The following is a 23,084-nucleotide window of genomic DNA, read 5'->3' as shown; positions in this document are numbered from 1 at the left end:
GGGCGATGCGGGAAAGTGAGTAGGGGAGTCCCCCGAAGGGAGTAAGCGGTGACGGACGGTCCCGTCGACGACGCCGCGGTGCTGGACGCGCTGTTCGCCGGCTCGCCCCAGGGCTTGTTCCTGCTCGACGGCGACCGCAAGGTGACCCGCTACAACCCTTCCGGGCGCGGGGTGCGCGCCCTGCCCGCCGACGCCGTCCTCGGGCACTACGTGGAGGACTTCGCCCCCGACCTCGGGACGCACGAGATCGGCCACCTGATCGACGAGGTGCTCACCACCGGTGAGCCACTGCGTGACCGCCTCGTCCGCGGGCGGTCGCCGTCCGAACCGCACCGCACGCTCGCCGTGCAGGTGTCGCTGTTCCCGCTGCGGAACGGCCCCGGCCTGGTGGGCGTGGTGGAAGACGTGACCGAGCGGCAGGCCTCGGCGGACCGCCTCGCCGTCCTGAGCACGGTGCACCGCACGGTCGGCGCCACGCTCGACGTGCAGGACACGGCGGACGCCCTGATGGCCGCGCTGGTCCCCGCCTTCACCGACGCGGCCGCCGTCGACCTGCTGGACGACGACCCCGCCGGGGCCGCGCCCCCGTCCGGGCCCCTGCCGACGTCCGTCCCCCTGCGCCGGGTGGCCTTCGCCGCGCCCGACAGCGTGCGGCCGTTGAGGGAGACCGGTGACAGCCGGCCCTTCCCCTTCCCGACGCCGTACACGCAGGCGCTCAACGACTCCCACGCGCGCCTGGTGCAGGTCACGCCGGACGATCCCTGGCTGAAGACGGACCCGGACGGCTTCGCCCCGCTGCTGGGGCGGACGGTCCACTCCATGATCGTCGCGCCGCTGACCGCGCGGGGCGGGGTGCTGGGGCTGCTGACGCTGTACCGCAGCCGGGTGGACGCCTTCGAGGAGGCCGATCTGGACGTGGCCCGGCAGGCCGCCGCCACCGCGGCCGCGCACCTGGACAACGCGCGCAGCTACCGCCGCGAGCACGCGGTCGCCTCCGCCCTCCAGCGCCGGCTGCAGCCGGGGGCCACTCCGCGTCTGTCGGCCGTGGAGACCGCGCACGTGTACCTGCCGGAGGGCGCGGGCGGGGCGTGGTTCGACGTCATCCCGCTCTCCGGGACCCGGGTGGCGCTGGTGGTCGGGGACGTCGCCGGTCACGGCATCGAGGCGGCGGCCACCATGGGCCAGCTCCGCGTCGCGCTGCGCACCCTGGCACTGCAGGACCTGGAGACCGACGAGGTGCTGACCCACCTGGACGAGGTCGCGGGACAGCTCGCGGCCGCCGACTCCCGGGCCGGCGACGCGCATCCGTACCTGGCGACCTGCGCGGTCACCGTCTACGACCCGGTCTCCCGGCAGTGCACCATGATGCGGGCCGGGCACCCGGCCCCGATCCTCGTCGACCCGGACGGGGCACCGCTCGCCGTGGACGTGCCGCTCGGACCATCCCTGGGGGCGGAGGGCGGGGCGGCGTTCCAGCCCGCCGTGGTGCAGCTCCCGCCGGGCAGCCTGATCGCGCACTGCACCAACGGTCTCCTCGGTTCCGAGGGCGACCGCGAGGGGGACGGCGAGGCGACCGCCGTGCACCACCTGGAACACGTGCTCGCGACCCCGTCCCGGCCCCTTCAAGAGCTGTGCGACACGGCCGTCTACCGCATGGCGCCCTCCCGGTACGACGACGCCGTGCTGCTGCTCGCGCGCACCGACTTCCTGCCGCCGCACCAGGTCGCGGACTGGACGCTGCCCGCGGACGCCTCCGTGGTCGGCACGGCCCGCCGGCTGGTCGGCCAGCAGCTCACCGCGTGGCACCTCGACGAGCGCGCCTTCACCACCGAGATCATCGTCAGCGAGCTCGTCACCAACGCCATCCTGCACGGCGAGGGGCCGGTCCGGCTGCGGCTCATCCACGACCGGGAGCGCCTGCTGGCGGAGGTGACCGACGCCAACAGCGCCGGCCCCCACCTGCGGCACGCGCGGGCGGGGGACGAGGGCGGGCGGGGCCTGTACATAGTGATGCGGCTCAGCGCCCACTGGGGTGTGCGGCACAGCCGCCGGGACAAGACCATCTGGTCCGAGCAGCGGCTCGGTGAGGACGCGGGGGACGTCCTGGACGCGATGGGCGCCTTCGACACCGTCGGGGTGTGACGGGCCCGCACCCCGGGCCGGTTCAGGCCGCCGGGCCCCGACGCAGCCGGCGCGAGCACCAGCCGATGACGGCGGCGTTGACCAGCGCGCCCACGACGACAGCGAGGACGAAGGACGCGATGCCTCCACCCGGCAGGGCCAGCAGGACAAGGCTGGCCGGGGCGGTGGCGAGCACCGGTATGACGCCCGCGAAGGACGCGTCCTCGGTCTCCCCGGTGCTGACCGCGATCGCCCACACGGTGAGGCCCGCGCAGACCGCCAGGTACAGGAGGGCGAAGACATCGCCGTAGAGGTGGCGCAGGCGGCCGAGGAGGGTGTTGTCGGGTCGTCCGGTCATGGTGGTGGGCTCCTCGGAGGCGCTGGCGGCGCCGCTATGGCTGGTCATGTTCATGATCCTCGGGTCGGTACGGCTGGTACAGGACAGGTGCGTGCGGAGGTGCCGGGGGCGTGCGGGACGCCGGGTCGGGGGGGCGGGGCGGACGGGGCCTGGTCGCAGCGGACCGGGTTGGAGGGTGCCGGGTCACACGGCGGTGCCGGGCGGGTTCGGCCGGGCGAGGCCGAGATCGTAGGCGAGGATCGTCGCCTGCACCCGGTCCCGCAGCCCCAGCTTCCGCAGCAACGCGTTGACGTGGGACTTCACGGTGCCGACGGTGATGCCGAGCTGGTCGGCGACCTCCGCGTTGGTCAGTCCGGCGGCGACCAGGGTCAGGACGCCGTGCTCGCGGTCGGTCAGACCGGACAGCTCAGGGATCCGCCCGGCTGCCCCCCGGGCGGCGCCCGCGGCCGCGTAGTGACCGATGAGCCGGCGGGTCGCCGAGGGCGCGAGGACGCTCTCGCCCGCCGCCACCACCCGGATCCCGCGCAGCAGTTCGGCGGCGTACACGTCCTTGAGCAGGAAGCCGGAGGCGCCCGCCCGCAGGGCGTCGAAGACGTAGGCGTCTAGGTCGAAGGTGGTCAGCACCAGAACCTTGGGCGCGTCCGGGCGGCCGGTGATGATCCGGGTCGCGGCGATGCCGTCCACTTCGGGCATCCGTACGTCCATCACGACGACGTCCGGCGCCAGTTGGTCCGCGAGCCGCACGGCGGCGGCCCCGTCGGCGGCCTCACCGACGACCGTCATGTCCTGCTCGGCGTCGATCACGGCGGCGAACCCCGCACGCACGATGCCCTGGTCGTCGGCGACCAGCACCTTGAGGCTCATCGTTCCCTCTTCTCCCCGTCGCCCGGTGCGAGGGGCAGCATGAGACGGACGGTGTCCGCCGGTCCGGTGGTCAGGGCGCCGTCGAGGGCCTCGACCCGCGCCGCGAGCCGCTCCCGTACGGCCGGGTGGGCGGCGGACGGAACTCCGGCGGCCGTGATCGTCAACGTACCGTCCACGGCGTCCAGGTCGAGTGCCGTGGGATGGTCGCCGCCGGCGGCGAGCACCGTCTCGGCCGCGTGGTAGGCGGCCAGGTCCACGGCGGCGGGCAGCCGCTCGGGCACCCGCCCGGTGAGGCGTACGTCCACCTCGCGGCCGGTGGCCCGGCACTGGCGGGCCAGCAGGTCCAGCGCCTGGAGTGTGGGCTGCGGGCGCAGCGCGGGCCGCTCCTCGTCGTCCCGGACCGTGTCGAGCAGGGCGCGCATCGCGGTCAGAGCCTCCCGGGCGCGCTCCGCGGTCGCGTCCAGCCTGCCCGCCTCCGCCTCCGCGACCATGTCGGCGGTGCGGGCCAGCACGGTGGTCTCCAGACCGCCGGCGATCCGGCGGCGCTCGGCCCACGCGTCGCGCACCGCCTCCCCGGTCAGCGCGCCGAGGCGGCCGTCCCGGGCGGTACGGGCGTCCTGGACGCGGCGACCGCGCACGGTGCCGACGTGGTGGGCCGCGTACATCACCGGGCCCGTCCCGGCGAGGGCCACGACGACGACCGCCCAGGCGGGCAGCCCGGTTCCCCGGTCCAGTACGGCGGTGATGACGGCGGCCGTGTGCACGGCGGTCGCCCCCGCGAGGGGGTGCGGGAAGGTGAGAGGGCGCCGGGACCGTTCGCGCAGCTCCCCGCGCCCCTGGGCGGGCTGCCCCACCAGCGCCCTGAAGATGCGCCGGGGCCGTCGTGGCCGTTCGCGTGGTTCCGCTCGCTCCTGGGCGGGCTGTCCCACCGGCGCCCTGAAGGGGCGCGGGGAACTGCGCGACCACCCCCCACCGGCCCGCACCGCACCGTCCGCGGCGAGCGCCAGGCACGTGGCAACCGCGCCCAGCGCCGGCGGCAGCAGCACCGGCCCGCCGTAGTCACCGGCCGCCGCCGCCACCGGCCACAGCAGAGCCAGTACCGCGAGAACGCCGTACGCCGTGCGCGGGGCCCGCCTCAGCCACAGCAGCGTGACCGCCTGGGCCGCCGCGAGCAGCGCGAACAGCACGCCCGCCGACACGGACGAACCCGCAGGGGTGTCCTCCGCCCGGATCACCACCACCGGCAGCAGCGGCTGCAGGACGAGTCCGGCCGCGGCCGTCACCTGGGCCACGCGGTAGCCGCGCGCGCCCGGCCGGTCGGCGGGTCCGACGGTCCGGCCGGGCAGGACCGCCCGCACCTCCCAGCCGCCGTCCGCCGTCGGGCCGCTGGTCAGGGTGCCGCCGGCCTCCCTCGCACGGGAGCGCAGGATGCCCTGGCCGCGTCCGCCGCCCAGGTCCGCGCCGTGCGCCGGGGTGCCGGGCAGCGGCGCGCCGCTGGTGACCACGACGTCCGTGCGGTCGTCGCCGTACCGGCAGCGCACCCGCGTCGGCGCGCCGGGCGCGTACCGCGCCCCGTTGGTGAGCGCCTCGCGCACGATGGCGTACACCGCGTCGGCGACGGCGCCCTCCGGCAGGGGGTCGGCCTCGCAGTCGACCGGCTGGCCGATCCGCCGGAACCCGGCGACCAGGCCGAGCAGCCGCTCCTCGGGCGACGGCAGGCCTGCGGCCGAGGGGGCGGGGGCCCGTACCGCGCCCAGCGCCCGGGTGACCTCGTGACCGGTCTCCACGGCGAACCGCAGTGCCTCGTCGGTGAGTTCGGGCCGGGTCTCGCGCAGGCCCAGGGCGGCACCGGCGGTGACCACCACGGCCGTCAGATGGTGGGCGCTGACGTCGTGCAACTCCCGTTCCATACGGCGCCGTTCCACGGCGGGGAGCCGGTGGCGCTCGGACTCGGCGCGGCGCAGCAGGTGTTCGTCCGCCCGGCGGGCACGACGGGCGCGACGGGCGAGCAGGCCGGCGCCGCACGTGGTGGCGTACAGCAGGGCGGTGAGGACGAGGTCGAGTCCGTCGCGGTCGCTCAGCCGGTGCAGGGTGAGACCGTGCACCAGCTGCCAGACGGCGAGGGACGTGCCGCACAGCAGGGTGGTGAAGGTGTCGCGCCCGGTCGCCACCGTCCACAGGGCGAGCGCGGCACCGGCGGTCCCGAGCACCGCCGTCGCCCCGGCGGGCAGCGGGCCGGCGCCCAGCGCGCAGGCGGCGGCGACCACGACGAGCGTGGCCACCGGCCGGCTACGGCGCAGCGTGAGCACGCCGGTGACGGAACCGGCGACGAGGGCCGCCACCAGCAGGGCGGACACGGACGGGGCGTCGCCGCGCACCAGTGCCGCCCCCGGCCACACCAGGGCTTGGGCGCACAGCAGCAGGACCGGTACCAGCCGGTCGTCGTTGTGTTTCATGACGTGACCAGGCTAGGGCCAGGCCCTCCGCCTCCCCCTCCGGCCGAAGGGGGATTCCGCTCTCTATCCCTGGGTGCAGAGGGGGCGTCCGGGGGCCGTTCCTACGGGGTTCCGGGGGTCGCCGCGGGCACCCCCGGGGCACGGCTCGGCGTGCGCCGCCTCAACGGCCGTACCGGCCCGAGCCCAGGGCCCGCCCCACCGGCTCCGCACCGACGGGCCGACCCGGGGACACCTCCCTCGGGTCGGCCCGGCGGACGCGGCCGGCGGTGTCGGCCGGTCAGGCGGCCCGGCGGCCCGGCGGCCCGGCGGCGGGCCATGTCCACCGGTCAGGCGGCTGTTTCCGGGGCCGGCTCCGCCGACGGGGCGGACGGCACGGCGTCCGGCCGCGGCATCCGGCGGCGGCGGGTCGGCATGCCGAGGGTCGGGTGGGCCACGCCCCACGCCGCGCCCTTGCAGATCAGCTCCTTGTAGAACGCGGCGAGCCGCCCGGTCAGGGCGGCGTTCACCGCGCGGTCGTCGGCGGTGACGTACTGGATGAGTCCGTCCTTGCGCCCCAGCGAGACGCACTGGTTGAAGTAGCGCAGCGGCACGTGCGGCAGCTTCCCGCCGGTCAGCCGCGCGGCGATCGCGTCGGCGGCCTGCCACGCGGTGGGCGTGCCGGTCGCGCACGACATCCGCAGCGGCTTGTCGCCGGGGCCTCGCACCAGGGCCGCGTCGCCGACGGCGTACACGTCCGGGTGCGAGACCGACCGCATGGTGTCGTCGACCACGATGCGGCCGTCGTCGCCCGCCTCCAGCGTGGTGGCCTTCACGATCGGGTGGACGGCGAACCCGGCGGTCCACACGGTGAGCGCGGACGGCAGGACCGTCCCGTCGGCGGTGACTACGTGGCCGTCCTCGACAGCCGTGACGCCGGCGTTCTCCCGTGCGGTGATGCCGAGCCGGCCGAAGACCTCCCGCACGTACCGGGCGCCCTTGGGCGACAGCCAGTCGCCGAGCCCGGCCCGTGCGGCGAGGGTGACCTCCAGGTCCGGACGGGACTCGGCGATCTCGGTCGCGGCCTCCAGACCGGTGAGACCTCCGCCGACCACGACCACGGGCGCGCCCGCGCCCAGCCCGGCGAGGCGCTCGCGCACCTTCAGCGCGCCGGCCCGGCCGGCGATCTCGTACGCGTGCTCGGCTGCACCGGGCACACCCTGGTCGTTCCAGCCGCTGCCGAGGGCGTACACGAGGGTGTCGTACGTCAGTTCCTCCGCGCCGTCGGCACCGGTGACGGCGACGGCCTTGCGGTCGACGTCGACAGCGGTGACCTTCGCGACCTTCAGTTCGACGCCGGTCCCGCCGAGCACGTCGGCCAGCGGCCGGTGGGGAAGGTTCCGCCCGGTGGCCAGCTCGTGGTTGCGGACCCGCTCCACGAAGTCGGGCTCGGCGTTGACGAGGGTGAGGGAGACGTCGTCACGGTGCAGCCGCCTGGCCAGACGTCCGGCGGCGGAGGCTCCGGCGTATCCGGCTCCGAGGACGATGATGCGGTGCTGCATGGCAGGCTCCTGTCGTCGACTGGTTCGCCCCTTGAACCGGGCAGTCCGCCGATCCCTGACAGAAAAGAAATGTGATGTCCGTCACATGGGACGGATGTGCCTCAGTAGACGTCCCGCAGCACCGGCTCCCCGTGGTCGGCGGCGGCCCAGCGCTCCGTCACCCGCTCCAGCTTGTCGGGGTTGACCTGGCTGCGGACGGCGACGATGCCGTCCTCTGTGACCTCGAGGCACATCACGCCGATGACCCGGCCGTCGAGCACCGCCACGACCGCCGGCTCGCCGTTCGCGATCGCCGCGTACATCGCGGGCGACCCGCCCACCACCTCGCGCTTGGCCCTGCCCGGAGTGAACATGCCGCGCAGGAAGGCGGCCACCGCCTTGACGCCGGCGAAGCCCTTGGCGCGGGCCGGGACCTTCCCGCCGCCGTCGCCGACCGCGACGACGTCCTGCGTGAGCAGCGCGACCAGCGGCTCGGTCCGCCCGCTGGTGGCGGCCGCGACGAACTCGTCGACGATCCGCCGCGCGGCCGTCTCGTCGATCTCCCGGCGCGCCCTGCCCGCGGCCACGTGCTTCCTGGCCCGGTGCAAAATCTGCTGGCTGGCGGCCTCGCTGACGTCGAGGATCTCGGCGATCTCCTTGTGCGGGTAGCCGAACGCCTCCCGCAGCACGTACACCGCCCGCTCGTCCGGCGAGAGCCGCTCCAGCAGCACGAGCATCGCGTACGACACCGACTCCCGCTGTTCGGCGGTGTCGGCCGGACCGAGCATGGGGTCACCGGCGAGCAGCGGCTCAGGGAGCCACTGCCCCACGTACGTCTCGCGCCGGGCGCGGGCCGAGGTCAGCTGGTTGAGACAGAGGTTGGTGAGCACCTTCGTCAGCCACGCCTCGGGCACCTCGATCCGGCCGGGATCGGCTTCCTGCCAGCGCAGGTACGTCTCCTGCACCAGGTCCTCCGCCTCGCTCGCGGAGCCGAGCAGCCGGTAGGCGATGGCCTCCAGCCGGGGCTTGGCGGCCAGGAAACGGTTCACGTCGCTCGTACGCGGGGCCATGCCGCCGATCCTAGGCGCGCCCCGCCCTCCCGTCCCCCGCGCCTCCGGGAACGAGGGGACATCCGGCTGGACCGGGCGTCCGTCCGGCTGGGACCCCGGGCCGCGCCCACCCCCCCGCCGGAACCCGGTGCCGTCCCGACAGGACCCGGTGCCCGTCCCGCTAGGACCGGGTGGCGGTCCGCTCGGCGAGGGTGTGGGCGACGAGGGCGTTCGCGTGACCGTGTCCCAGCCCGTGGTCGGTCTTGAGCCAGGCGACGAGCTCCATGTGGCGGGTCAGCGGCGACGAGCGGATGAGGTCCTTCCACTCGGCGACGGGCCGGCCGTACTTCTTCTCGATCGAGGGGAAATAGCTGGCGGGGCCCTTCACCTGTGCGCTCATGACGACCGGTCCTTCCATCGCGTGCGGCCACTGTCAGAAGGGTTGACCGGGGGAAGGACCGGAAGTCAGCGGCGGCCGGACGTGACCTCCGTCACGGTCAGGGCGTGAGGCCGATCTTCGCGCAGTCGTCCTCGTAAGCGGGGGCGCAGATCTCCCGGACGGTGTAGACGCCGTCCGCGATCACCGTGTCCTCGATGTTCTCCGGGGTGAGGGCGACCACCGGGACCAGCATCGCCGGGATGTCCTTCTGGGAGCCGCTGTCGATCACGTCCCGGGCCAGGGCGTCGAACTGGATCGCCCGCTCCTGCACCTTGGCCACCGCCATGTCGGCCGCCCCGGTCGCCTCCAGCAGGAAGGACTTGTACACGCTCATGTACTGCGTGCCGTCGACGATCCGCCGCACCGCCGCGAGGTCCGCGTCCTGCCCGGTCACCGGCGGCAGCTCGGTGACGCCCGCGTCCTGGAGCTCCTGGATGACCGCACCGGCCATGCCGTCGTTCGCCGAGTAGACGGCGGCGACGTTGCCGGCGCCGACCTTCTTGATCGCCTTGCGCATGTTGGCCGCCGCGACCTCGGGCAGCCACTTCCTCGTGTCGAACGACGCGGCGATGTCCACGTTGCCGTCCAGCTCGCCCATCGCGCCCTTCTTGAACAGCTTCGTGTTCGGGTCGGCGGGCTCACCGTGCATCATCACGACCTTGCTGGTCTCGGCCTTCTCGCCGAGCGCGTTGACCAGGGCGCGGCCCTGCACCTGGCCGACGAGTTCGTTGTCGTGCGAGACGTAGGCGTCGATCGGGCCCTCGGCCAGCCGGTCGTAGGCGATGACGGGTATGCCCGCCTCCTTGGCCCGGCGCACGTCGGGCGCGACGGCCCGCGCGTCGACGGCGTCCACGAGGATCACGTCGACCCGGTCGGTGACCATCCGCCGGAACTGCTCGCTCTGCTTCTCCTTGCTGCCCCCGGCGTTGGCGTAGACGACCTTGCCCTGCCGGTCGGTCTCGGAGGCGATCCGCTCCTTGATGAGCGGGTAGTCGAACTTCTCGAAGCGTGCCGTGTCCCGGTCGGGCAGCAACAGGCCCACGGTGATGTCGTAGTCCTTGGCGCGGGCGTCCGCGCCGTCGTCGCCGCTCGCGCCGAGGACGCCGCATGCGGTGAGGGAGAGGGCCGACAGCGTCGCGGTCAGCGAGAGAGCGAGACGGCGTGCGGCGGCCGGAGCGGTGGTACGGGTCTTCAACGTGGGGGCGCCTTCCGGGCGGACATGCGGCATGGGGGTGCGGCTGGACGGCCGGCGCGGCACTCCGTACGGCACGGCGTCGGGGCCTGCGTCCGGCCGGGCCCAGGACGTCGCTTCGCAGTGTGTCCGTTGTGCGGTGGTGCGGCACGCGTGCTCACGACCTTCTCCCCAGGCGCGCCGCGAATGTGCGCAGGAGCGGCACACCGGCTGCACACAGCGGGCCGTGGGCGTGGCTAGCGTGGCTGTTCCCCTGCCCGGACCGGGCCGCCCGTCCCCGCACGGTCGCCCGGTACGACACCTCAGGAAGTCAGCGGATGGACTACTGCTCCACGTGTCGCCGGCACCTCAACGGCGCCCTGGTCTGCCCGGGTTGCGGCGCCTACGCCCCCGACATCGCGCCCGGCGTGGTGGGCGGTCACCCCGTGCCGGGACCGGCGGCGACGACGTCCGGCACGGCTCCCCGCGCCGGTGACGAACGCCAGGCGGACGCGGGGTGGTTCACCGCTCCCGTACGGTCCGCCGACCCCGTCCCCCTGCCCGCTCCCGCACGGTCCGCCGCGGAACGGCCGGCCGTTCCGGCGCGGTCCGCCGACGCCCGGCGGCCCGCCGAGGCAGGCCCGGCGGACGGCCCGCCGCGCGCCGTCCCCTCGGGTTCCGGTACCGGGCGGGCGGCACGGCGGCGGCAGTTGGCCCGGTGGCGGAAGACCCAGCGGCGCGCCCTGGTCGCCACGGCCGTGGCCCTCGTCGGCGGCGGCATCACCCTCGCCTCGACCGACCGGGGCGGCGGCGAGCGCGCCCAGGCCGCCACCGCGCCCGACCTGCGCGGCATGGGCGGCACCACGGGCACCGCGGACGACACCCCGACCGCCCCGGCCGCCTCCCCCGACCGTACGACCGCTCCCCCGGCGGCCGGCGACCGCCGCGGCCCGGCCCGTGCCGAGTCCGCGCCGGCCACCACCGCACCGCCGTCGCGCACCCGCACCGACGGCACCGCCACCACCGAAGTCCCCACCGGGTCCCGGTCCGAGGCACCGGCATCCGTCTCCCGCTCGGGCTCCCGTACGCAGACGAGCCAGGGCACCGGCAGCGGAGCGGCGTCCGGCACGGGCGGCTCCGGTACGACCACCCGCCCCACCTCACCCCCGCCGTCCGCCGACGACGGCGGGACCGGAACCGGGAACGGGAGCGGGAACGGCGACGGCGGCAGCGGCGGCGCCACGCAGCCCGCGCCCACCACGCCCCCGCCGTCCGCCGAGCCGGAGGACCCCCGGCTCTGCCTGCTGCTGCTCTGCATCGGCTGACCGCGTGCCCGGGGCGGGCCGTCCGCAGGCCCGCCCCGCCCGGCGCGCCTCACGGAGCCTGCGGGACAATCGGGACATGAGCGTCGTCAAGATCAACGTACTCACGGTTCCCGAGGACCAGCGCGAGACCCTGGAGAAGCGGTTCGCCGCACGGGCCGGGGCGGTGGAGGGTTCGGACGGGTTCGAGTGGTTCGAGCTGCTGCGCCCGGTCGAGGGCACCGACACCTACCTCGTCTACACGCGCTGGCGGACCGAGGAGGACTTCCAGCGCTGGATGGCCGGCCGGGGCGAGGCCGCCCACGCGGGCGCGCGGGGCGACAGGCCCCGTCCGGCGGCCACCGACGCCACCCTGTGGTCCTTCGAGGTGGTCCAGCAGGCGGCGCCCCGCCAGGACTGACCTGCCAGGTCCGACCCGTCAGGACCGACCCGTCAGGACCGACCCGCCAGAACCGAGCCGTCAGCCCGGTCCCCGCGTCACGCCAGTACGTCCAGCACCCGACGCGTCGCCTCCGCCACCAGCTCGTCGGTGGCGGCCGCGTCGCGGTCGGGGCGTTCGGTGAGGACGGACAGCACCAGCGGGGAGCGGCCGTTCCCGGGCCACAGCACCGCCGCGTCGTTGGCCCGGCCCCACTCGCCGCTGCCGGTCTTGTCCCCCACCTTCCAGCCCCGGGGCACGCCCGCCCGGATGCGCCGGTCCCCGGTGGTGTTGCGCACCAGCCAGTCGGTGAGCTGGGCGCGCCCGGCGCCCGGCAGGGCGTCGCCCACGACCAGGGCGCGGTAGTCGGCGGCGATCGCCCGGGGCGTGGTGGTGTCGCGCGGGTCGCCGGGCGGGTTGTTGTTCAGCTCGGGCTCGGTGTGGTCCAGCCGGGTCACCCGGTCGCCGAGCCCGCGCACGTAGGCGGTGAGGGCACGCGGTCCGCCGAGGTCACGCAGCATCAGGTTGCCGGCCGTGTTGTCGCTGTACCGCACGGCCGCGTCACACACCTGGCGCATGGTCATGCCCGTGGCCGTGTGCTTCTCGGTGACCGGGGAGTACGGCACGAGGTCGGCCTCGCCGTAGGTGATCCGCTCGTCCATGCGGGCGCCGGTGCGGCGCTCCAGTACGGCGGCCGCGGCGAGGGTCTTGAAGGTGGAGAGCATCGCGAACCGTTCGTCGGCCCGGTGGACGACGGTGGCGCCGGTGCCGGTGTCGACGCCGAACACCCCGAGCCGGGCACCGTACTCGCGCTCCAGGGCGGCGAGGTTGCGGGGGCTGACGGGCGCCGGGGCGGTGCGGTCCGGAGTCGCGGGGGCGCCGCGGCCCGGTGCGCGGTCCGGGGCGTCGGTGGCGCAGCCCGCGACGGGGGCGAGGGCCGCGGTCAGCAGCAGGGCGCGGCGGGAGGGGCGTGCGGTCACGAGAGGGTTCCTTCCAGGGGGGAACGGGGGTCAGGAGCGGGGTGCGGCGGACAGCAGGGCGTGGAGCACCGGTCCGGCGGAGCCGCCGCCGGTGACGCCCTCCTCGACCACGCAGGCCACGGCGACGCCGTCGCGGTGGGCGACCATCCAGCCGTTGTTCTCCTGGTCGTCGGAGACCTCGGCGGTGCCGGTCTTGCCGCCGACCTCACCGGCCAGCGGGGCCAGGGCCCGCGCGGTGCCCTCGGTGACGGTGGCCCGCAGGAGCGTCCGGAGCTGGGACACGACCCCGGGGGGCAGCGCCCGGGTCTCGGTGGTGTCCTCCGTGCCGGCGACAAGGGCGGGCTGGTGGAAGGTGCCGGACACGGCCGTCGCGGTGACCGACGCCATGATCAGCGGGTTGGCCTGCACCCGTCCCTGGCCGATCATCGACGCGGCCTTCTCCGTCGCGTCGCGCGGCACCGGCACGGACCCGTCGTAGGAAGGGACGCCCACGTGCCAGGTCTGGCCGACGCCGAAGTACTCCTTGGCGACGTCCCCGAGTTCGCTGTCGCCGAGCTTGCCGCGCAGGCCGATGAAGGCGGTGTTGCAGGACTCGGTGAAGGCCTTGCGGAAGGTGGCGCCCGGGTGGGCGGAGGTCTCGACGTTCTGGAACCGCTTGCCGACGGTGAGGTAGCGGGGGCAGTCCACGACGTCGTCCGGCGCGACCGCGCCCTTCAGCAGCAGGGCGCTGCTGGTGACGATCTTCCAGGTGGAGCCGGGAGCGTAGGTGCCGGAGACGGCCCGGTTGAAGCCGGTGGCGGGGGAGTTGGCCACGGCGAGGATCTCGCCGTCGTCGACGCGCAGGGCGACGAGCGCCGTGTTCCTGCCTCCGGAGCTCTTCAGGGCCCGTTCGGCTGCCGTCTGCCAGCGGGCGTCGAGGGTGGTGCGCAGGGGGCCGTCGTCCTCGCGGACGTCGGCGGACCCGAAGGCGGCCTCGGTGCGCCGGACCTCCCCGGTGACCCGGTCGACGAGCTGCACGGCCCCGCGTGGTCCGCCGCCGCCCCGGCCGCGGGCCAGCTGGGCGAGGACCGGGCCGAGGGAGGGGTGTTCGGCCACGGACAGGGTCCGGCCGTCGCGGTCGTCCGCCCGGACCGGTTCGGCCTCCTCCCGCTCCAGGCGGAACTTCTCCGTCCCGCTGAGCCGCGGGTGCACCACCGACAGCCGCCAGTCCACCTTCCACTCGCCGCCCCGCTCGCGCAGCGGCAACTCGGCGGCGTAGGTCCAGGTGCCGAGGTCGGTCACGGGCATCCGCGCGGTGAACGGCACGGTGACGGCGTGCCCGTCGGACTCCTCGTCCTCCTCGGGCTTCCCGGCCGTGAGCACCGGTTTCTCGATGTCGAGCCCGGCGGTGAAGCTGCGCAGCACCTCCTCCGCGCGGTCGGGTCTCGTGGTGCGGGCGGCGGCGTCCGGGAGCCGTCCGGCCGACCAGTCGGCGAGGAACGCGCGCGCCTCGGCCACCGCGTCGGGGTCGGGTCCGCTCTCCGCCGCGAAGGGACCGAGGCCGGCCGTCCAGGCGCCGCCCACGGCGACCGCGGCGACCGCCGTCACGGCGACGACGGCCCTGACCGCCTTGCGCGGACGCCGACGGGAACCGGAAGGGGGAAGGTCGGGATACGTGTGCATGCCCCGACCACAGCAGTGCGGATGGCCGTCCGTCCAAGTCCGGTATCAATCATGGACCGATCAACACTCGATATGATGACTGGTCGTGGACCTGGTGCGGCACCTGGAGTGCTTCGTGGCTGTTGCAGAAGAGTCACACTTCGGCCGAGCCGCGGCCCGTCTCGGCATCGCCCAGCCGCCCCTGTCGCAGCGCATCCAGCGTCTGGAACGGGAGCTGGGCGTGCGGTTGTTCGAGCGCACCAGCCGCCAGGTGCGGATCACCGAGGCGGGACGGCTGCTGCTGGCCGAGGCGCGGGAGGTCCTCGCCCGCACCGAGTCGTTCCGTGCCACCGCCCGCCGGGTGCGTGACGGCGAGACGGGACTGCTGCGCGCCGCCCTGCCCCCGGACCTCTCCGGCGAGACCGTCGCCGCGCTGCTGGCCGGTTTCGGCGACCGCCACGCCGGTCTGGAACTGGAGCTGCACGAGCTGTCCACCGCCCAGCAGCTGGAACGGCTCGCGGCCCACGACCTGGACGTCGGCGTCGTCCACCATCCGTGCGACGTGACCGGTCTGGAGCTGGGGCCGGTGCTCCGGCGGGAGCTGGGCGTGCTGATGCCGGCCGGCACCCCGGCGGCCGGCTCGGACGCGGTCCCGCTGCCCGCGCTGGCCGGCCGGGACCTGATCCTCTTCCCCCGTACGGCTGCCCCGGCCCTCTACGACGACCTGCTGACCACCTGCGCCCGGGGCGGTTTCACCCCCGCCGCCGTACGCCACGGCCAGGGCACCAGCTTCGTCCGCGGCCTGGTGCTGTCCTCCGGGGCCGTCGCCCTGTGCCCGCGCGATGCCGCCCCCGCGGCCCCGGTCGACGGGGAGGCGGACGTCGTGTGGCGTCCGCTCGCCGGCGGGGCCCCGGCGTTGCGGCACTCCGCGGCCTGGCCGAAGGGGCGCGGCGACGCCGCCGTAGAGGCCTTCGCCGAGGCGGCCACGCACGCCCTGCGCGCCGCCGCCGGCGCGGTCCCCGACGTGCCGGACCGTCCCCTGCACCTGCGACCGGCATCGGAGTACTGGCTGTGACGGACGCCGTCGCCCGCATCCACGCGGCCCTCGCCGACGCCGGGGTCACCGGCTGGCTGCACGCCCTCGACATCGACTCGGGTGAGCAGCTGGACGCCGGGGCCGACCAGCCGGTGTGCACCGCCAGCGTCCACAAGCTGTGCCTGCTGGTCGCCCTGCACGAGCGGGCGGCGCGGGGCGAGCTGGACCTCACCGAGCAGGCGGAGACCGTGCCGGGGGAGCGCACGGCCGGGCCTACTGGGGTGGCCGCCATGCTGGACGCGGCCCGGATGTCCCTGCGCGACCTCGCCTATCTGATGATGGCGGTCAGCGACAACGCGGCCGCCGACCTGCTGCTGCGCCGGGTGGGGCTGGACGCGGTGAACGCCACCACGGCCCGGCTGGGACTCACCCGGACGCTGGCCGTGCACTCCTTCGGCCAGATGCTTGCCACCGTGAAGGAGGACGCCGGACCGGACGGCGCCCGGGCGCTCGCCGACCCGCGGGTGGTGAGCCGGCTGCGGGCACTGGACCCGGCCCGCACCAACCGCAGCACGCCCCGGGACATGACCCGGCTGCTGGGGGCGGTGTGGCGGGACGAGACGGGTCTGCCGGAGCACGGCGCCGCGATGCGGCGGATCATGGGGCTCCAGGTGTGGCCGCACCGTCTGGCCTCGGGTTTTCCCTTCGACGACGTCCATGTCGCCGGGAAGACCGGCAGCCTGCCGACCCTGCGCAACGAAGTGGGCGTGGTCGAGTATCCGGACGGGGGCCGTTACGCGGTCGCCGTGTTCACCCGGACCGCCCACACCGCGGCCACCCTTCCGGCGGCCGACGCGGTGATCGGCACGGCGGCGCGGATCGCGGTGGACGCCCTGCGCGCGAAGGCGTTCCGCGCGCGGTGACGGCGCCGATCCCGCTGATCGCGTGATCGCCGCCAGAAATCAAACGGAATGGGGCCGGAAAACGCCGAAGAGCGGGTGCCCGCACGGAACGTGCGAGCACCCGCTCTTCACAACCTGCGTGCAGGTCAGGCGGGAACGATGTTCTCCGCCTGCGGGCCCTTCTGGCCCTGGGTGACGTCGAAGGTCACCTTCTGGCCTTCCTGGAGCTCACGGAAGCCCGAGGTGGCGATGTTCGAGTAGTGGGCGAACACGTCAGCGCCGCCGCCGTCCTGCTCGATGAAGCCGAAGCCCTTTTCCGAGTTGAACCACTTCACGGTACCGGTGGCCATATCTATCTCCTGAGACAGTGCGGGAATCGCACTTTACGAATCCCTACATCGTCGCGATGATCACCTGCCCGGAGACCCGGTAGCAAACTGGCAACCACAACTGCAACTGACGTCAGCCTAGCACGGAATTGATTCGCGGCAAGCGAGGAAAATCACTGGAATAAACCCGGACAGCGTGTTTAGCGATAAGAGTTTCTCGCGAACGGAGCGGAAATTCTGTGCCGGCCGGGGCAGGTTTTCAACGGTGTCCGCGAACCGGGTCCGCACCCTGACGGCGGAGGTCCTCGTTCACCTGTTCGGCCCGTTCCAGCTGCTCCTCGAGGCTCACGATGCGGCACGCGGCGTCGACCGGGGTGCCCTGGTCGACCAGCTCACGGGCGCGGGCGGCGAGCCTGAGCTGATGGCGCGAGTAACGGCGGTGACCGCCGTCCGAGCGCATCGGGGTGATCAGCCGCGCGTCGCCAAGCGCACGGAGGAACGCGGGTGTGGCTCCGACCAGTTCGGCGGCCCTGCCCATGGTGTAGGCCGGGAAGTGGTCGTCGTCGAGCCGGTCGGCGACGGGGGGCCGGTCCTGGTCCGGCTGCCGGCCGTCGACGTACGGCTGACTTTCCGAAGGCATACGCACCTTTCCGCGGACCACAGTGGGCACGGTCCGCCACGGGGACGGGTTCCCCACCTCCAAACTCTAGTCGCCTCGGCGGAAAATCTGTCGTGGCGCGTGCAGATGTCCTCGGATCACGTCTCGTCCGCCGTCGTGGCCCCGCCGCCGGGCCAGGTCCGGTGCGGTCCCATCTCTCCGAGAACTTTCCCGAGCTCGCCCTCGTCGAGCGCCCGTCCGGGCAGCGGACGCGGGGTGCCGGCGGGGGCGCGGAGCCCTTCGAGGAACAGGGCGAGGGGGCGGCGCCAGCCGTCGGGGCCGGTGGCCGCCGTCAGGGCCGGCACGGCGCGGCCCAGCGCGGCAAGGGCGAGGAGCAGGTCCTCGGTGGTGACGTCGGGGCGGACGACGCCCTGGGCGCGTGCCCGCTCCAGCAGGACGTCGACGGTCTCGCGGTTGTGCGCGTGCACGGCGCGGAGCGTCTCGACGTCCGGCAGACGGGTGGTCATGAGGTCGTTGGTGCCGCGATCGGCCGCGAGGGTGGCGAAGACGGTGCCGAGGTAGTCGGTCAGACCGGTCCAGGTGTCCGGTGCGGCTCGGGCGCGGTCACCGGCGGACATGGTCTGCGCGAGCTGGTCGTGGAAGACGGCGTCGATGAGGGCCGCCCGGGTGGGGAAGTGCCGGTAGAGCGTCGCGTTGCCGACCCCGGCCCGCCGCGCGATCACGTCCAGCGGCGCGTCGAGTCCCCGTTCGGCGAAGACCACGTGCGCCGCCTCCACCAGCCGCTCCCGGTTGCGCCGCGCGTCCCGCCGCAGCCGGGGCGCGGGAGGCGGTGCGGCCGGGCTGCACGCGGTGTCCGGGGCTGTGGGGTCGGGGGCGGTGCGGTCCGGGGCGGTGGGCTCCTCACCGGCGGTCATGGCGTCCTCCGTACGAACCGGGGAGCGTTCCCCGGCCCGGATGCTATCGTCCCGGCGCTAAACAGGGAGTGCTCCCCATTTGATGCCGGGCCCCTTGCAGCGGGCCTCGCCCCGGGGCCTGGCTCCGGGCCAATTGTCGGGGCCTCCCGGACGTGACCCTGAGGCGTCCCCGATCCGACCCTGAGATGTGTCAGAAATCTTTGACAGGTGTACGAGACCCCTGTCAGCCTTTTCTGACAGGTACGAGGGAAAGGGGCCGTGATGCCCGAGGTCCCGCCGCCGGCGCCCACGGGCGACGTTCTGCTGAAGATGCTCTCCGCGCTCGGCAACCCGCACCGGATGCGGATCGTGGCGGCACTCGTGGAGAACCGCACGTACGTCAGCGCGCTGGCGCGCGAGATCGGCATCAGCCGGCCACTGCTGCACATGCACCTGCAGCGGCTGGAGGCCGCGGGCCTCGTCACCGGCACGCTCGAAGCCGCGGACGACGGCAAGACCGTCAAGTACTACGACGTCACGCCGTTCGTCTGCGAACTCACCCCGCACACCGTCGCCCGCGCGGCCGCGACGCTCACCGACGTCGACGCGGGCACCGCCGACCGCGGCACGGGCCGCTCGGACCGAGGCGCGAAAGAGGAAGCGAAGTGAACGACCAACTGGTGACGCAGGCCGCCGGAGCCGAGGAGCTCGGCGTGCTGGTCGGGGCCGTCGGCGCGGCCGGGTTCTTCACCCTGCTGATCGTGATCGTCTGGCAGGTGGCCGCGACCTGGCGCGCCCGCATGCTGGCCGCGCGCGAGGAGCAGTACAAGGAGCTGGCCACGCGGTACGCGCAACTCCTCGAGGACACCGTGGAGTTGCAGCGCCGCACCACGGACGAGCAGCGCCGGCTGCTGGAGGAGCTGACACAGACCCGGCTCGCCGTCGGATCGATGGAGAAGATGATGCGCGAGATCGAGTGACCTGACGCGCGTGCGCCGAGGTGTACGGCCGGGAGCGGCAACTCCCGGCCGTACGGAGGAAGCACACGCCCCGGACACACCCCATCCCGTCCACCACGGCAGGTCGTCACAGCCTGAGCGCCGTGGTGCGGGCTCCGTGCGCCCCGCGCCGGCCGTCACCGGCCGACGGTGCGCTTCACACCAAGGAGAGTACTCATGCGTGCCCTGTTGCAGCGCATCGCGCGTGCGCCCGGCGGGCGCCGCGGAAAGTGGGCCGTGCTCGCGGTCTGGCTGATCGTCGCCGTCGCGCTCGGTCCGCCGGCCGGGAAACTCGGCGACGTGGAGGAGAGCGGCCCCAACGCCTTCCTGCCGCACGGCGCCGAGTCCGCGCGGGTCAACACGGAGCTGGAGAAGTTCCGTACGGACACGGTCATGCCCGCGGTCGTCGTCTACACCGGCGCGGGCGCGCGGGAGGCCGCCGACGCCGAGCGTTCCGCCCTGGACCGGTTCGTGGCCGCCGGGCAGAAGGTCACCGGGCCGGTCCCGTCCGACGACGGCAAGGCGCTGATGACGGTGGTCCCGCTGGACGGCGAGGACGAGGTCACCGACACGGTCGACGCCCTGCGCGACGTCGCCGGGGCCAACGCCCCGCCCGGCACGGACGTCGAGGTCGGCGGCCCGGCCGCGTCCCTGACCGACAGCGTCGCGGTGTTCGACAGCCTGGACTCCACCCTGATGATCGCCACCGGCCTGGTGGTGACCGTGCTGCTGCTGATCACCTACCGCAGCCCCGTGCTGTGGCTGTTCCCGCTGCTGTCGGTCGGCTTCGCCGCCGTCCTCACCCAGGCCTCCACCTATCTGCTCGCCAAGCACGCCTCGCTGCCCGTCGACCCGCAGAGCGCGGGCGTGCTGATGGTGCTGGTCTTCGGCGTCGGCACCGACTACGCCTTGCTGCTCATCGCCCGCTACCGGGAGGAACTGCACGTCCACGAGGACCGGCACGCGGCGATGCGGATCGCCCTGACGCGCTCCGGGCCCGCGGTGCTCGCCTCGGCCGGCACCATCGCCGTGGGCCTCGCCTGCCTGGCGCTGGCCGACATCAACTCCTCGCGCTCGCTGGGTCTGGTCGGCGCGGTGGGTGTGGTGTGCGCGTTCCTCGCCATGGTCACGGTCCTGCCCGCGCTGCTGGTCCTCGCCGGGCGCTGGGTGTTCTGGCCGTTCGTCCCCCGCTTCGGCACGCCCGCGCGCAAGGAGCGCACGGTGTGGTCCCGCATCGGGGCCGTGGTGGCGCGGCGCCCGCGCTGGTCGTGGCTGATGTCGGTGGCGGTCACCGGGGTGCTCGCGCTGAGCACCGCCGGGATCTCCCTCGGGCTCACCCAGTCGGAGATGTTCCAGGACAAGCCCGAGTCGGTCGTCGCGCAGGAGCGGATCTCCGAACACTTCCCGTCGGGCGCCTCCGACCCGGCGCAGATCGTCGCCCGCACCCCGGCCGCCGGCGCGGTGCGGACGGCCGCGTCCGGGGTCGACGGCGTCGCCCGGGTCGAACCGGGCGGCGACCGCACGCCCGACGGCTCCCTCACCACCCTGTCGGTGGTGCTGGAGGACGCCCCGGACAGCGAGGCCGCCAAGGACACGGTCGACGCTCTGCGCACCGCCGTGCACGCGGTGGACGGCGCGGACGCCCTGGTCGGCGGGACCACCGCGGAGAGCCTGGACACCGCGCGGGCCGCGGACCGGGACCTGACCACCGTGGTGCCCGTGGTGCTGCTGGTCGTCCTCGCGGTGCTGATCGGGTTGCTGCGGGCGCTGGTCGCGCCGGTGCTGCTGCTGGCCACCGTGGTGCTGTCCTACCTCGCGGCGCTCGGCGGCTCGAACCTGCTCTTCGAGCACGTCCTCGGCTACGCGGGCGTCGACTGGTCGATCCCGCTCATGGGCTTCGTCTTCCTGGTCACCCTGGGCATCGACTACAACATCTTCCTCATGCACCGGGTGCGGGAGGAGACCGCGCGCCTCGGCTGGTCACGCGGTGTCCTGGAGGGTCTGACCAGTACCGGAGGGGTGATCACCTCGGCCGGTGTGGTGCTGGCGGCCACCTTCGCGGTGTTCGCCGGGCTGCCGCTGGTGACCCTGGCGCAGATGGGGGTGCTGGTGGGGATCGGCGTCCTGCTGGACACGTTCCTCGTCCGCACGGTCCTGGTGCCGGCCCTCGCGCTGGACCTCGGGCGGTGGTTCTGGTGGCCGGGGCGGCTGTTCCGCGAGCCGCCCCGGGCGGACGGCGGGGCGGGCGGCGACCGTCGGGCCGCCGGGACGGCCGGGGTACGGGAGCGGGCCGCCGGGACGTCGGCGTAGAGACGGGAAGGCCGGGGCCGGGCCCCGAGCTGCACACGTGGGGACGCGACGGCCCGTCCCGGCCTTCCCTCTGGCCGCAGACTGCCACCCCGGGCGGACCGCCGCCCCTCGGGGCGGGCCGAACGAGGGGCGGCACCGATCCGGACATAGCGGGAGCTTTCTCACATTTCCTGGTCCATACTCGGAAACATGAACACGGCAACGCTTGTACAACTGGCCGCCAGTGACCACCAGTGGGCCGTGGCCGCGGCCTTCGTCGGCGGCATCATCGTGGCGGGCGCCCTGGTCTGGGCCGTACGTGCCGGCATGCGGTACATGGACCAGGAGTCGCCACGCCCCAACCCCGAGGACCAGCCAAGGCTGCCGGAGGGCGGTGCGATCCGTGAGATGCGGGAGATGCGGGAGCCGGACGAGATACCCCTCACGCCCAGGACAGGCTCACGGCTGATGCCGTACGAGCTCCACCACGCCAGTACCAAGACGGGAAGGGACCAGCAGCGCAAGCGCTGGCTGCCGGGCTCCAGCGGGGCCTTCGGCAGCGGCGGCCCGGGCCACGTCTGACCAGCACGTCCGACCAGCCGGTCCGACGTGCCCTGCCACACGGGACGGGTGACCGGGGGTGGGCCCACGGACGTCGAGGGCTTCGCCCCCGGGACCGCCTCGCGCGGTTCCCCGCGCCCCTGAGGGACCTGTCAGCGGGGCGGGACCGCCAGGGCCGGGGCGGACTCCGGGGTGGGGGAGCCCACGCTGATCCGGATCTGCTCGCTCGTCGCGCCGACGCCGTTCAAGGTGGCCTTGGCCTGGAGCCGGTTCGGGCCGTCCGGGAGGTCGCGAGCGGGGGCGCAGCTCCACAGGCCGTCGGGGCCCGCCGTGTCGGTGCACACCTCGTTCCCGTCCTGGTCGGACACCGTGATCCGCGCGCCCGGGTGCGCCGTTCCCGCCGCGGCAGGGCGGGCACCCAGGGGCACGCCGGACTCGGGACGGGACAGGACCGGCGAGGGCAGCCCCACCGTCACCTCGCATCCGCCGGTCGCCCGCGCGACGCCCCGCGCGTCCGCGAGCCGCAGGACACAGCCGTTCAGCCGGGTCCCCGGCTCCGCGTCCGCGGGCACCGCCAGCACGAAGGGGTAGGCCCCGGTTCGCCACGGCTGCTCCTCCGAGGTGGCCGTGTACGCGGCGCTGCGGCCGTCGGCGGCGACCGCGCCCCGGTAACCGGCCGTGGAGAGAGGGGCGCCGGTGACGCGGGCCCCGTCCGGGGCGGTCAGGGTGAGGGTGGAGCCGGAACCGAGGGCCGGACCGGACAGTTCCGCGGCCTCGCCACCGGACAGTCCCGCGGCCTCGACGATGCCGTCCCGGCCGGGCGGGATGGTCACGGCGCCCCAGAGCACCCGGTCGCCCGCCGACGGCCCCGGGCCGTCGTCGGCGGACGCCGCACCGGCGGGCAGCCACCCGCCCGCGAGGAGTCCGGCCGCCGTCAGCACGGCGGCCGCTGTCTTGCTGGACCTGTTCATCGTGGAGGGGCTCCCTGTACGGCCGGCACGGACACCTGCGGCCGACTCTGACGGCGGTCACCCCACCCCGCCCGCCCTGGGCCCCCGTCCGGGTGGCGTCCGCCGCATCCCGCCCGGGGGACGCGGCGGCACCGGGAGCGCGCCGCGTCC

Annotated in this window: 22 protein-coding genes; 9 read left to right on the top strand and 13 right to left on the bottom strand. The window is 74.5% G+C overall.

Annotated features, from left to right (window positions below; all coding sequences use genetic code 11):
• The first annotated feature begins 48 nt into the window (after positions 1-48).
• Positions 49-2,142, top strand: a complete 2,094-nt coding sequence (locus ACIF8S_RS18170) for a SpoIIE family protein phosphatase (RefSeq protein ID WP_400000050.1) — start codon at positions 49-51, stop codon at positions 2,140-2,142.
• Between the two features lie 22 nt (positions 2,143-2,164).
• Here ACIF8S_RS18170 and ACIF8S_RS18165 read toward each other — a convergent pair whose 3' ends face one another.
• The 7 genes from ACIF8S_RS18165 to ACIF8S_RS18135 all read right to left on the bottom strand — a co-directional run bounded on the left by ACIF8S_RS18165 (position 2,165) and on the right by ACIF8S_RS18135 (position 9,999).
• Positions 2,165-2,527, bottom strand: a complete 363-nt coding sequence (locus ACIF8S_RS18165) for an SCO4225 family membrane protein (RefSeq protein ID WP_400000049.1) — start codon at positions 2,525-2,527, stop codon at positions 2,165-2,167.
• A gap of 135 nt (positions 2,528-2,662) precedes the next feature.
• A complete protein-coding gene (locus ACIF8S_RS18160; protein ID WP_400000048.1) occupies positions 2,663-3,343 on the bottom strand; it encodes a response regulator in 681 nt (226 codons plus the stop codon).
• Positions 3,340-5,799 (bottom strand): histidine kinase, encoded by a 2,460-nt coding sequence (locus tag ACIF8S_RS18155; RefSeq protein WP_400000047.1) that lies wholly within the window; start codon positions 5,797-5,799, stop codon positions 3,340-3,342. Before ACIF8S_RS18155 ends, ACIF8S_RS18160 begins: the two co-directional genes overlap by 4 nt.
• A gap of 326 nt (positions 5,800-6,125) precedes the next feature.
• Positions 6,126-7,337, bottom strand: a complete 1,212-nt coding sequence (locus ACIF8S_RS18150; RefSeq protein WP_400000046.1) for an NAD(P)/FAD-dependent oxidoreductase — start codon at positions 7,335-7,337, stop codon at positions 6,126-6,128.
• A gap of 101 nt (positions 7,338-7,438) precedes the next feature.
• The gene (locus ACIF8S_RS18145) at positions 7,439-8,386 is read right to left on the bottom strand and encodes an RNA polymerase sigma-70 factor (RefSeq protein WP_400000045.1); all 948 of its coding nucleotides are present in this window, start codon (positions 8,384-8,386) and stop codon (positions 7,439-7,441) included.
• 160 nt (positions 8,387-8,546) lie between these two features.
• Positions 8,547-8,765, bottom strand: a complete 219-nt coding sequence (locus ACIF8S_RS18140) for a DUF4287 domain-containing protein (RefSeq protein WP_400000044.1) — start codon at positions 8,763-8,765, stop codon at positions 8,547-8,549.
• Between the two features lie 97 nt (positions 8,766-8,862).
• Positions 8,863-9,999, bottom strand: coding sequence for a sugar ABC transporter substrate-binding protein (locus tag ACIF8S_RS18135; protein ID WP_400000043.1), 1,137 nt, complete (start codon positions 9,997-9,999; stop codon positions 8,863-8,865).
• A gap of 314 nt (positions 10,000-10,313) precedes the next feature.
• On the opposite strand from ACIF8S_RS18135, the gene ACIF8S_RS18130 reads away from it, so the two are divergent.
• Positions 10,314-11,300: a hypothetical protein gene (locus ACIF8S_RS18130; RefSeq protein WP_400000042.1), complete on the top strand. Its 987-nt coding sequence runs from the start codon at positions 10,314-10,316 to the stop codon at positions 11,298-11,300.
• 76 nt (positions 11,301-11,376) lie between these two features.
• Positions 11,377-11,697, top strand: a complete 321-nt coding sequence (locus ACIF8S_RS18125) for an antibiotic biosynthesis monooxygenase family protein (RefSeq protein WP_400000041.1) — start codon at positions 11,377-11,379, stop codon at positions 11,695-11,697.
• A 77-nt stretch (positions 11,698-11,774) separates the two neighbouring features.
• On the opposite strand, the gene bla is transcribed toward ACIF8S_RS18125, so the two are convergent.
• Together bla and ACIF8S_RS18115 are read right to left on the bottom strand one after the other, a co-directional pair.
• Positions 11,775-12,695 carry a class A beta-lactamase gene (bla, locus tag ACIF8S_RS18120; RefSeq protein ID WP_400000040.1) on the bottom strand — a complete coding sequence of 307 codons (921 nt, stop codon included), beginning with the start codon at positions 12,693-12,695 and terminating at the stop codon, positions 11,775-11,777.
• A 30-nt stretch (positions 12,696-12,725) separates the two neighbouring features.
• Positions 12,726-14,357, bottom strand: a complete 1,632-nt coding sequence (locus ACIF8S_RS18115) for a penicillin-binding transpeptidase domain-containing protein (protein WP_400000039.1) — start codon at positions 14,355-14,357, stop codon at positions 12,726-12,728.
• 85 nt (positions 14,358-14,442) lie between these two features.
• On the opposite strand from ACIF8S_RS18115, the gene ACIF8S_RS18110 reads away from it, so the two are divergent.
• Together ACIF8S_RS18110 and ACIF8S_RS18105 are read left to right on the top strand one after the other, a co-directional pair.
• The gene (locus ACIF8S_RS18110) at positions 14,443-15,411 is read left to right on the top strand and encodes a LysR family transcriptional regulator (RefSeq protein ID WP_400000038.1); all 969 of its coding nucleotides are present in this window, start codon (positions 14,443-14,445) and stop codon (positions 15,409-15,411) included.
• Positions 15,408-16,295, top strand: coding sequence for a serine hydrolase (locus ACIF8S_RS18105; RefSeq protein WP_400000037.1), 888 nt, complete (start codon positions 15,408-15,410; stop codon positions 16,293-16,295). The genes ACIF8S_RS18110 and ACIF8S_RS18105 overlap by 4 nt, the downstream gene beginning before the upstream one ends.
• 125 nt (positions 16,296-16,420) lie before the next feature.
• On the opposite strand, the gene ACIF8S_RS18100 is transcribed toward ACIF8S_RS18105, so the two are convergent.
• The 3 genes from ACIF8S_RS18100 to ACIF8S_RS18090 form a co-directional block, all read right to left on the bottom strand.
• Positions 16,421-16,624, bottom strand: a complete 204-nt coding sequence (locus ACIF8S_RS18100; RefSeq protein ID WP_004985680.1) for a cold-shock protein — start codon at positions 16,622-16,624, stop codon at positions 16,421-16,423.
• A gap of 238 nt (positions 16,625-16,862) precedes the next feature.
• Positions 16,863-17,243 (bottom strand): MerR family transcriptional regulator, encoded by a 381-nt coding sequence (locus ACIF8S_RS18095; protein ID WP_400000036.1) that lies wholly within the window; start codon positions 17,241-17,243, stop codon positions 16,863-16,865.
• Between the two features lie 116 nt (positions 17,244-17,359).
• Positions 17,360-18,136: a TetR/AcrR family transcriptional regulator gene (locus ACIF8S_RS18090; RefSeq protein ID WP_400000035.1), complete on the bottom strand. Its 777-nt coding sequence runs from the start codon at positions 18,134-18,136 to the stop codon at positions 17,360-17,362.
• Positions 18,137-18,397: 261 nt separating this feature from the next.
• Between ACIF8S_RS18090 and ACIF8S_RS18085 the strand changes: the two genes are divergently transcribed.
• From ACIF8S_RS18085 to ACIF8S_RS18070, 4 genes are all read left to right on the top strand, one after another.
• Positions 18,398-18,784: a winged helix-turn-helix domain-containing protein gene (locus ACIF8S_RS18085; RefSeq protein WP_349795436.1), complete on the top strand. Its 387-nt coding sequence runs from the start codon at positions 18,398-18,400 to the stop codon at positions 18,782-18,784.
• Complete coding sequence (locus ACIF8S_RS18080; RefSeq protein ID WP_167534429.1) at positions 18,781-19,095, top strand: hypothetical protein; 315 nt, start codon at positions 18,781-18,783, stop codon at positions 19,093-19,095. The genes ACIF8S_RS18085 and ACIF8S_RS18080 overlap by 4 nt, the downstream gene beginning before the upstream one ends.
• A 195-nt stretch (positions 19,096-19,290) precedes the next feature.
• The gene (locus tag ACIF8S_RS18075; RefSeq protein ID WP_400000034.1) at positions 19,291-21,423 is read left to right on the top strand and encodes an MMPL family transporter; all 2,133 of its coding nucleotides are present in this window, start codon (positions 19,291-19,293) and stop codon (positions 21,421-21,423) included.
• A 189-nt stretch (positions 21,424-21,612) separates the two neighbouring features.
• Positions 21,613-21,984 carry a DUF6479 family protein gene (locus tag ACIF8S_RS18070; RefSeq protein WP_349795440.1) on the top strand — a complete coding sequence of 124 codons (372 nt, stop codon included), beginning with the start codon at positions 21,613-21,615 and terminating at the stop codon, positions 21,982-21,984.
• 131 nt (positions 21,985-22,115) lie between these two features.
• Here ACIF8S_RS18070 and ACIF8S_RS18065 read toward each other — a convergent pair whose 3' ends face one another.
• On the bottom strand, positions 22,116-22,934 hold the full coding sequence (locus ACIF8S_RS18065) for a carboxypeptidase regulatory-like domain-containing protein (RefSeq protein ID WP_400000033.1): 819 nt from the start codon (positions 22,932-22,934) through the stop codon (positions 22,116-22,118).
• Between the last annotated feature and the right edge of the window lie 150 nt (positions 22,935-23,084).

The organism is Streptomyces sp. NPDC085937 (assembly GCF_044540535.1).
Classification (GTDB): domain Bacteria; phylum Actinomycetota; class Actinomycetes; order Streptomycetales; family Streptomycetaceae; genus Streptomyces.
The sequence above is the reverse complement of the archived record's forward strand: the minus strand, read 5'-3'. Positions and strand labels throughout refer to the sequence as shown.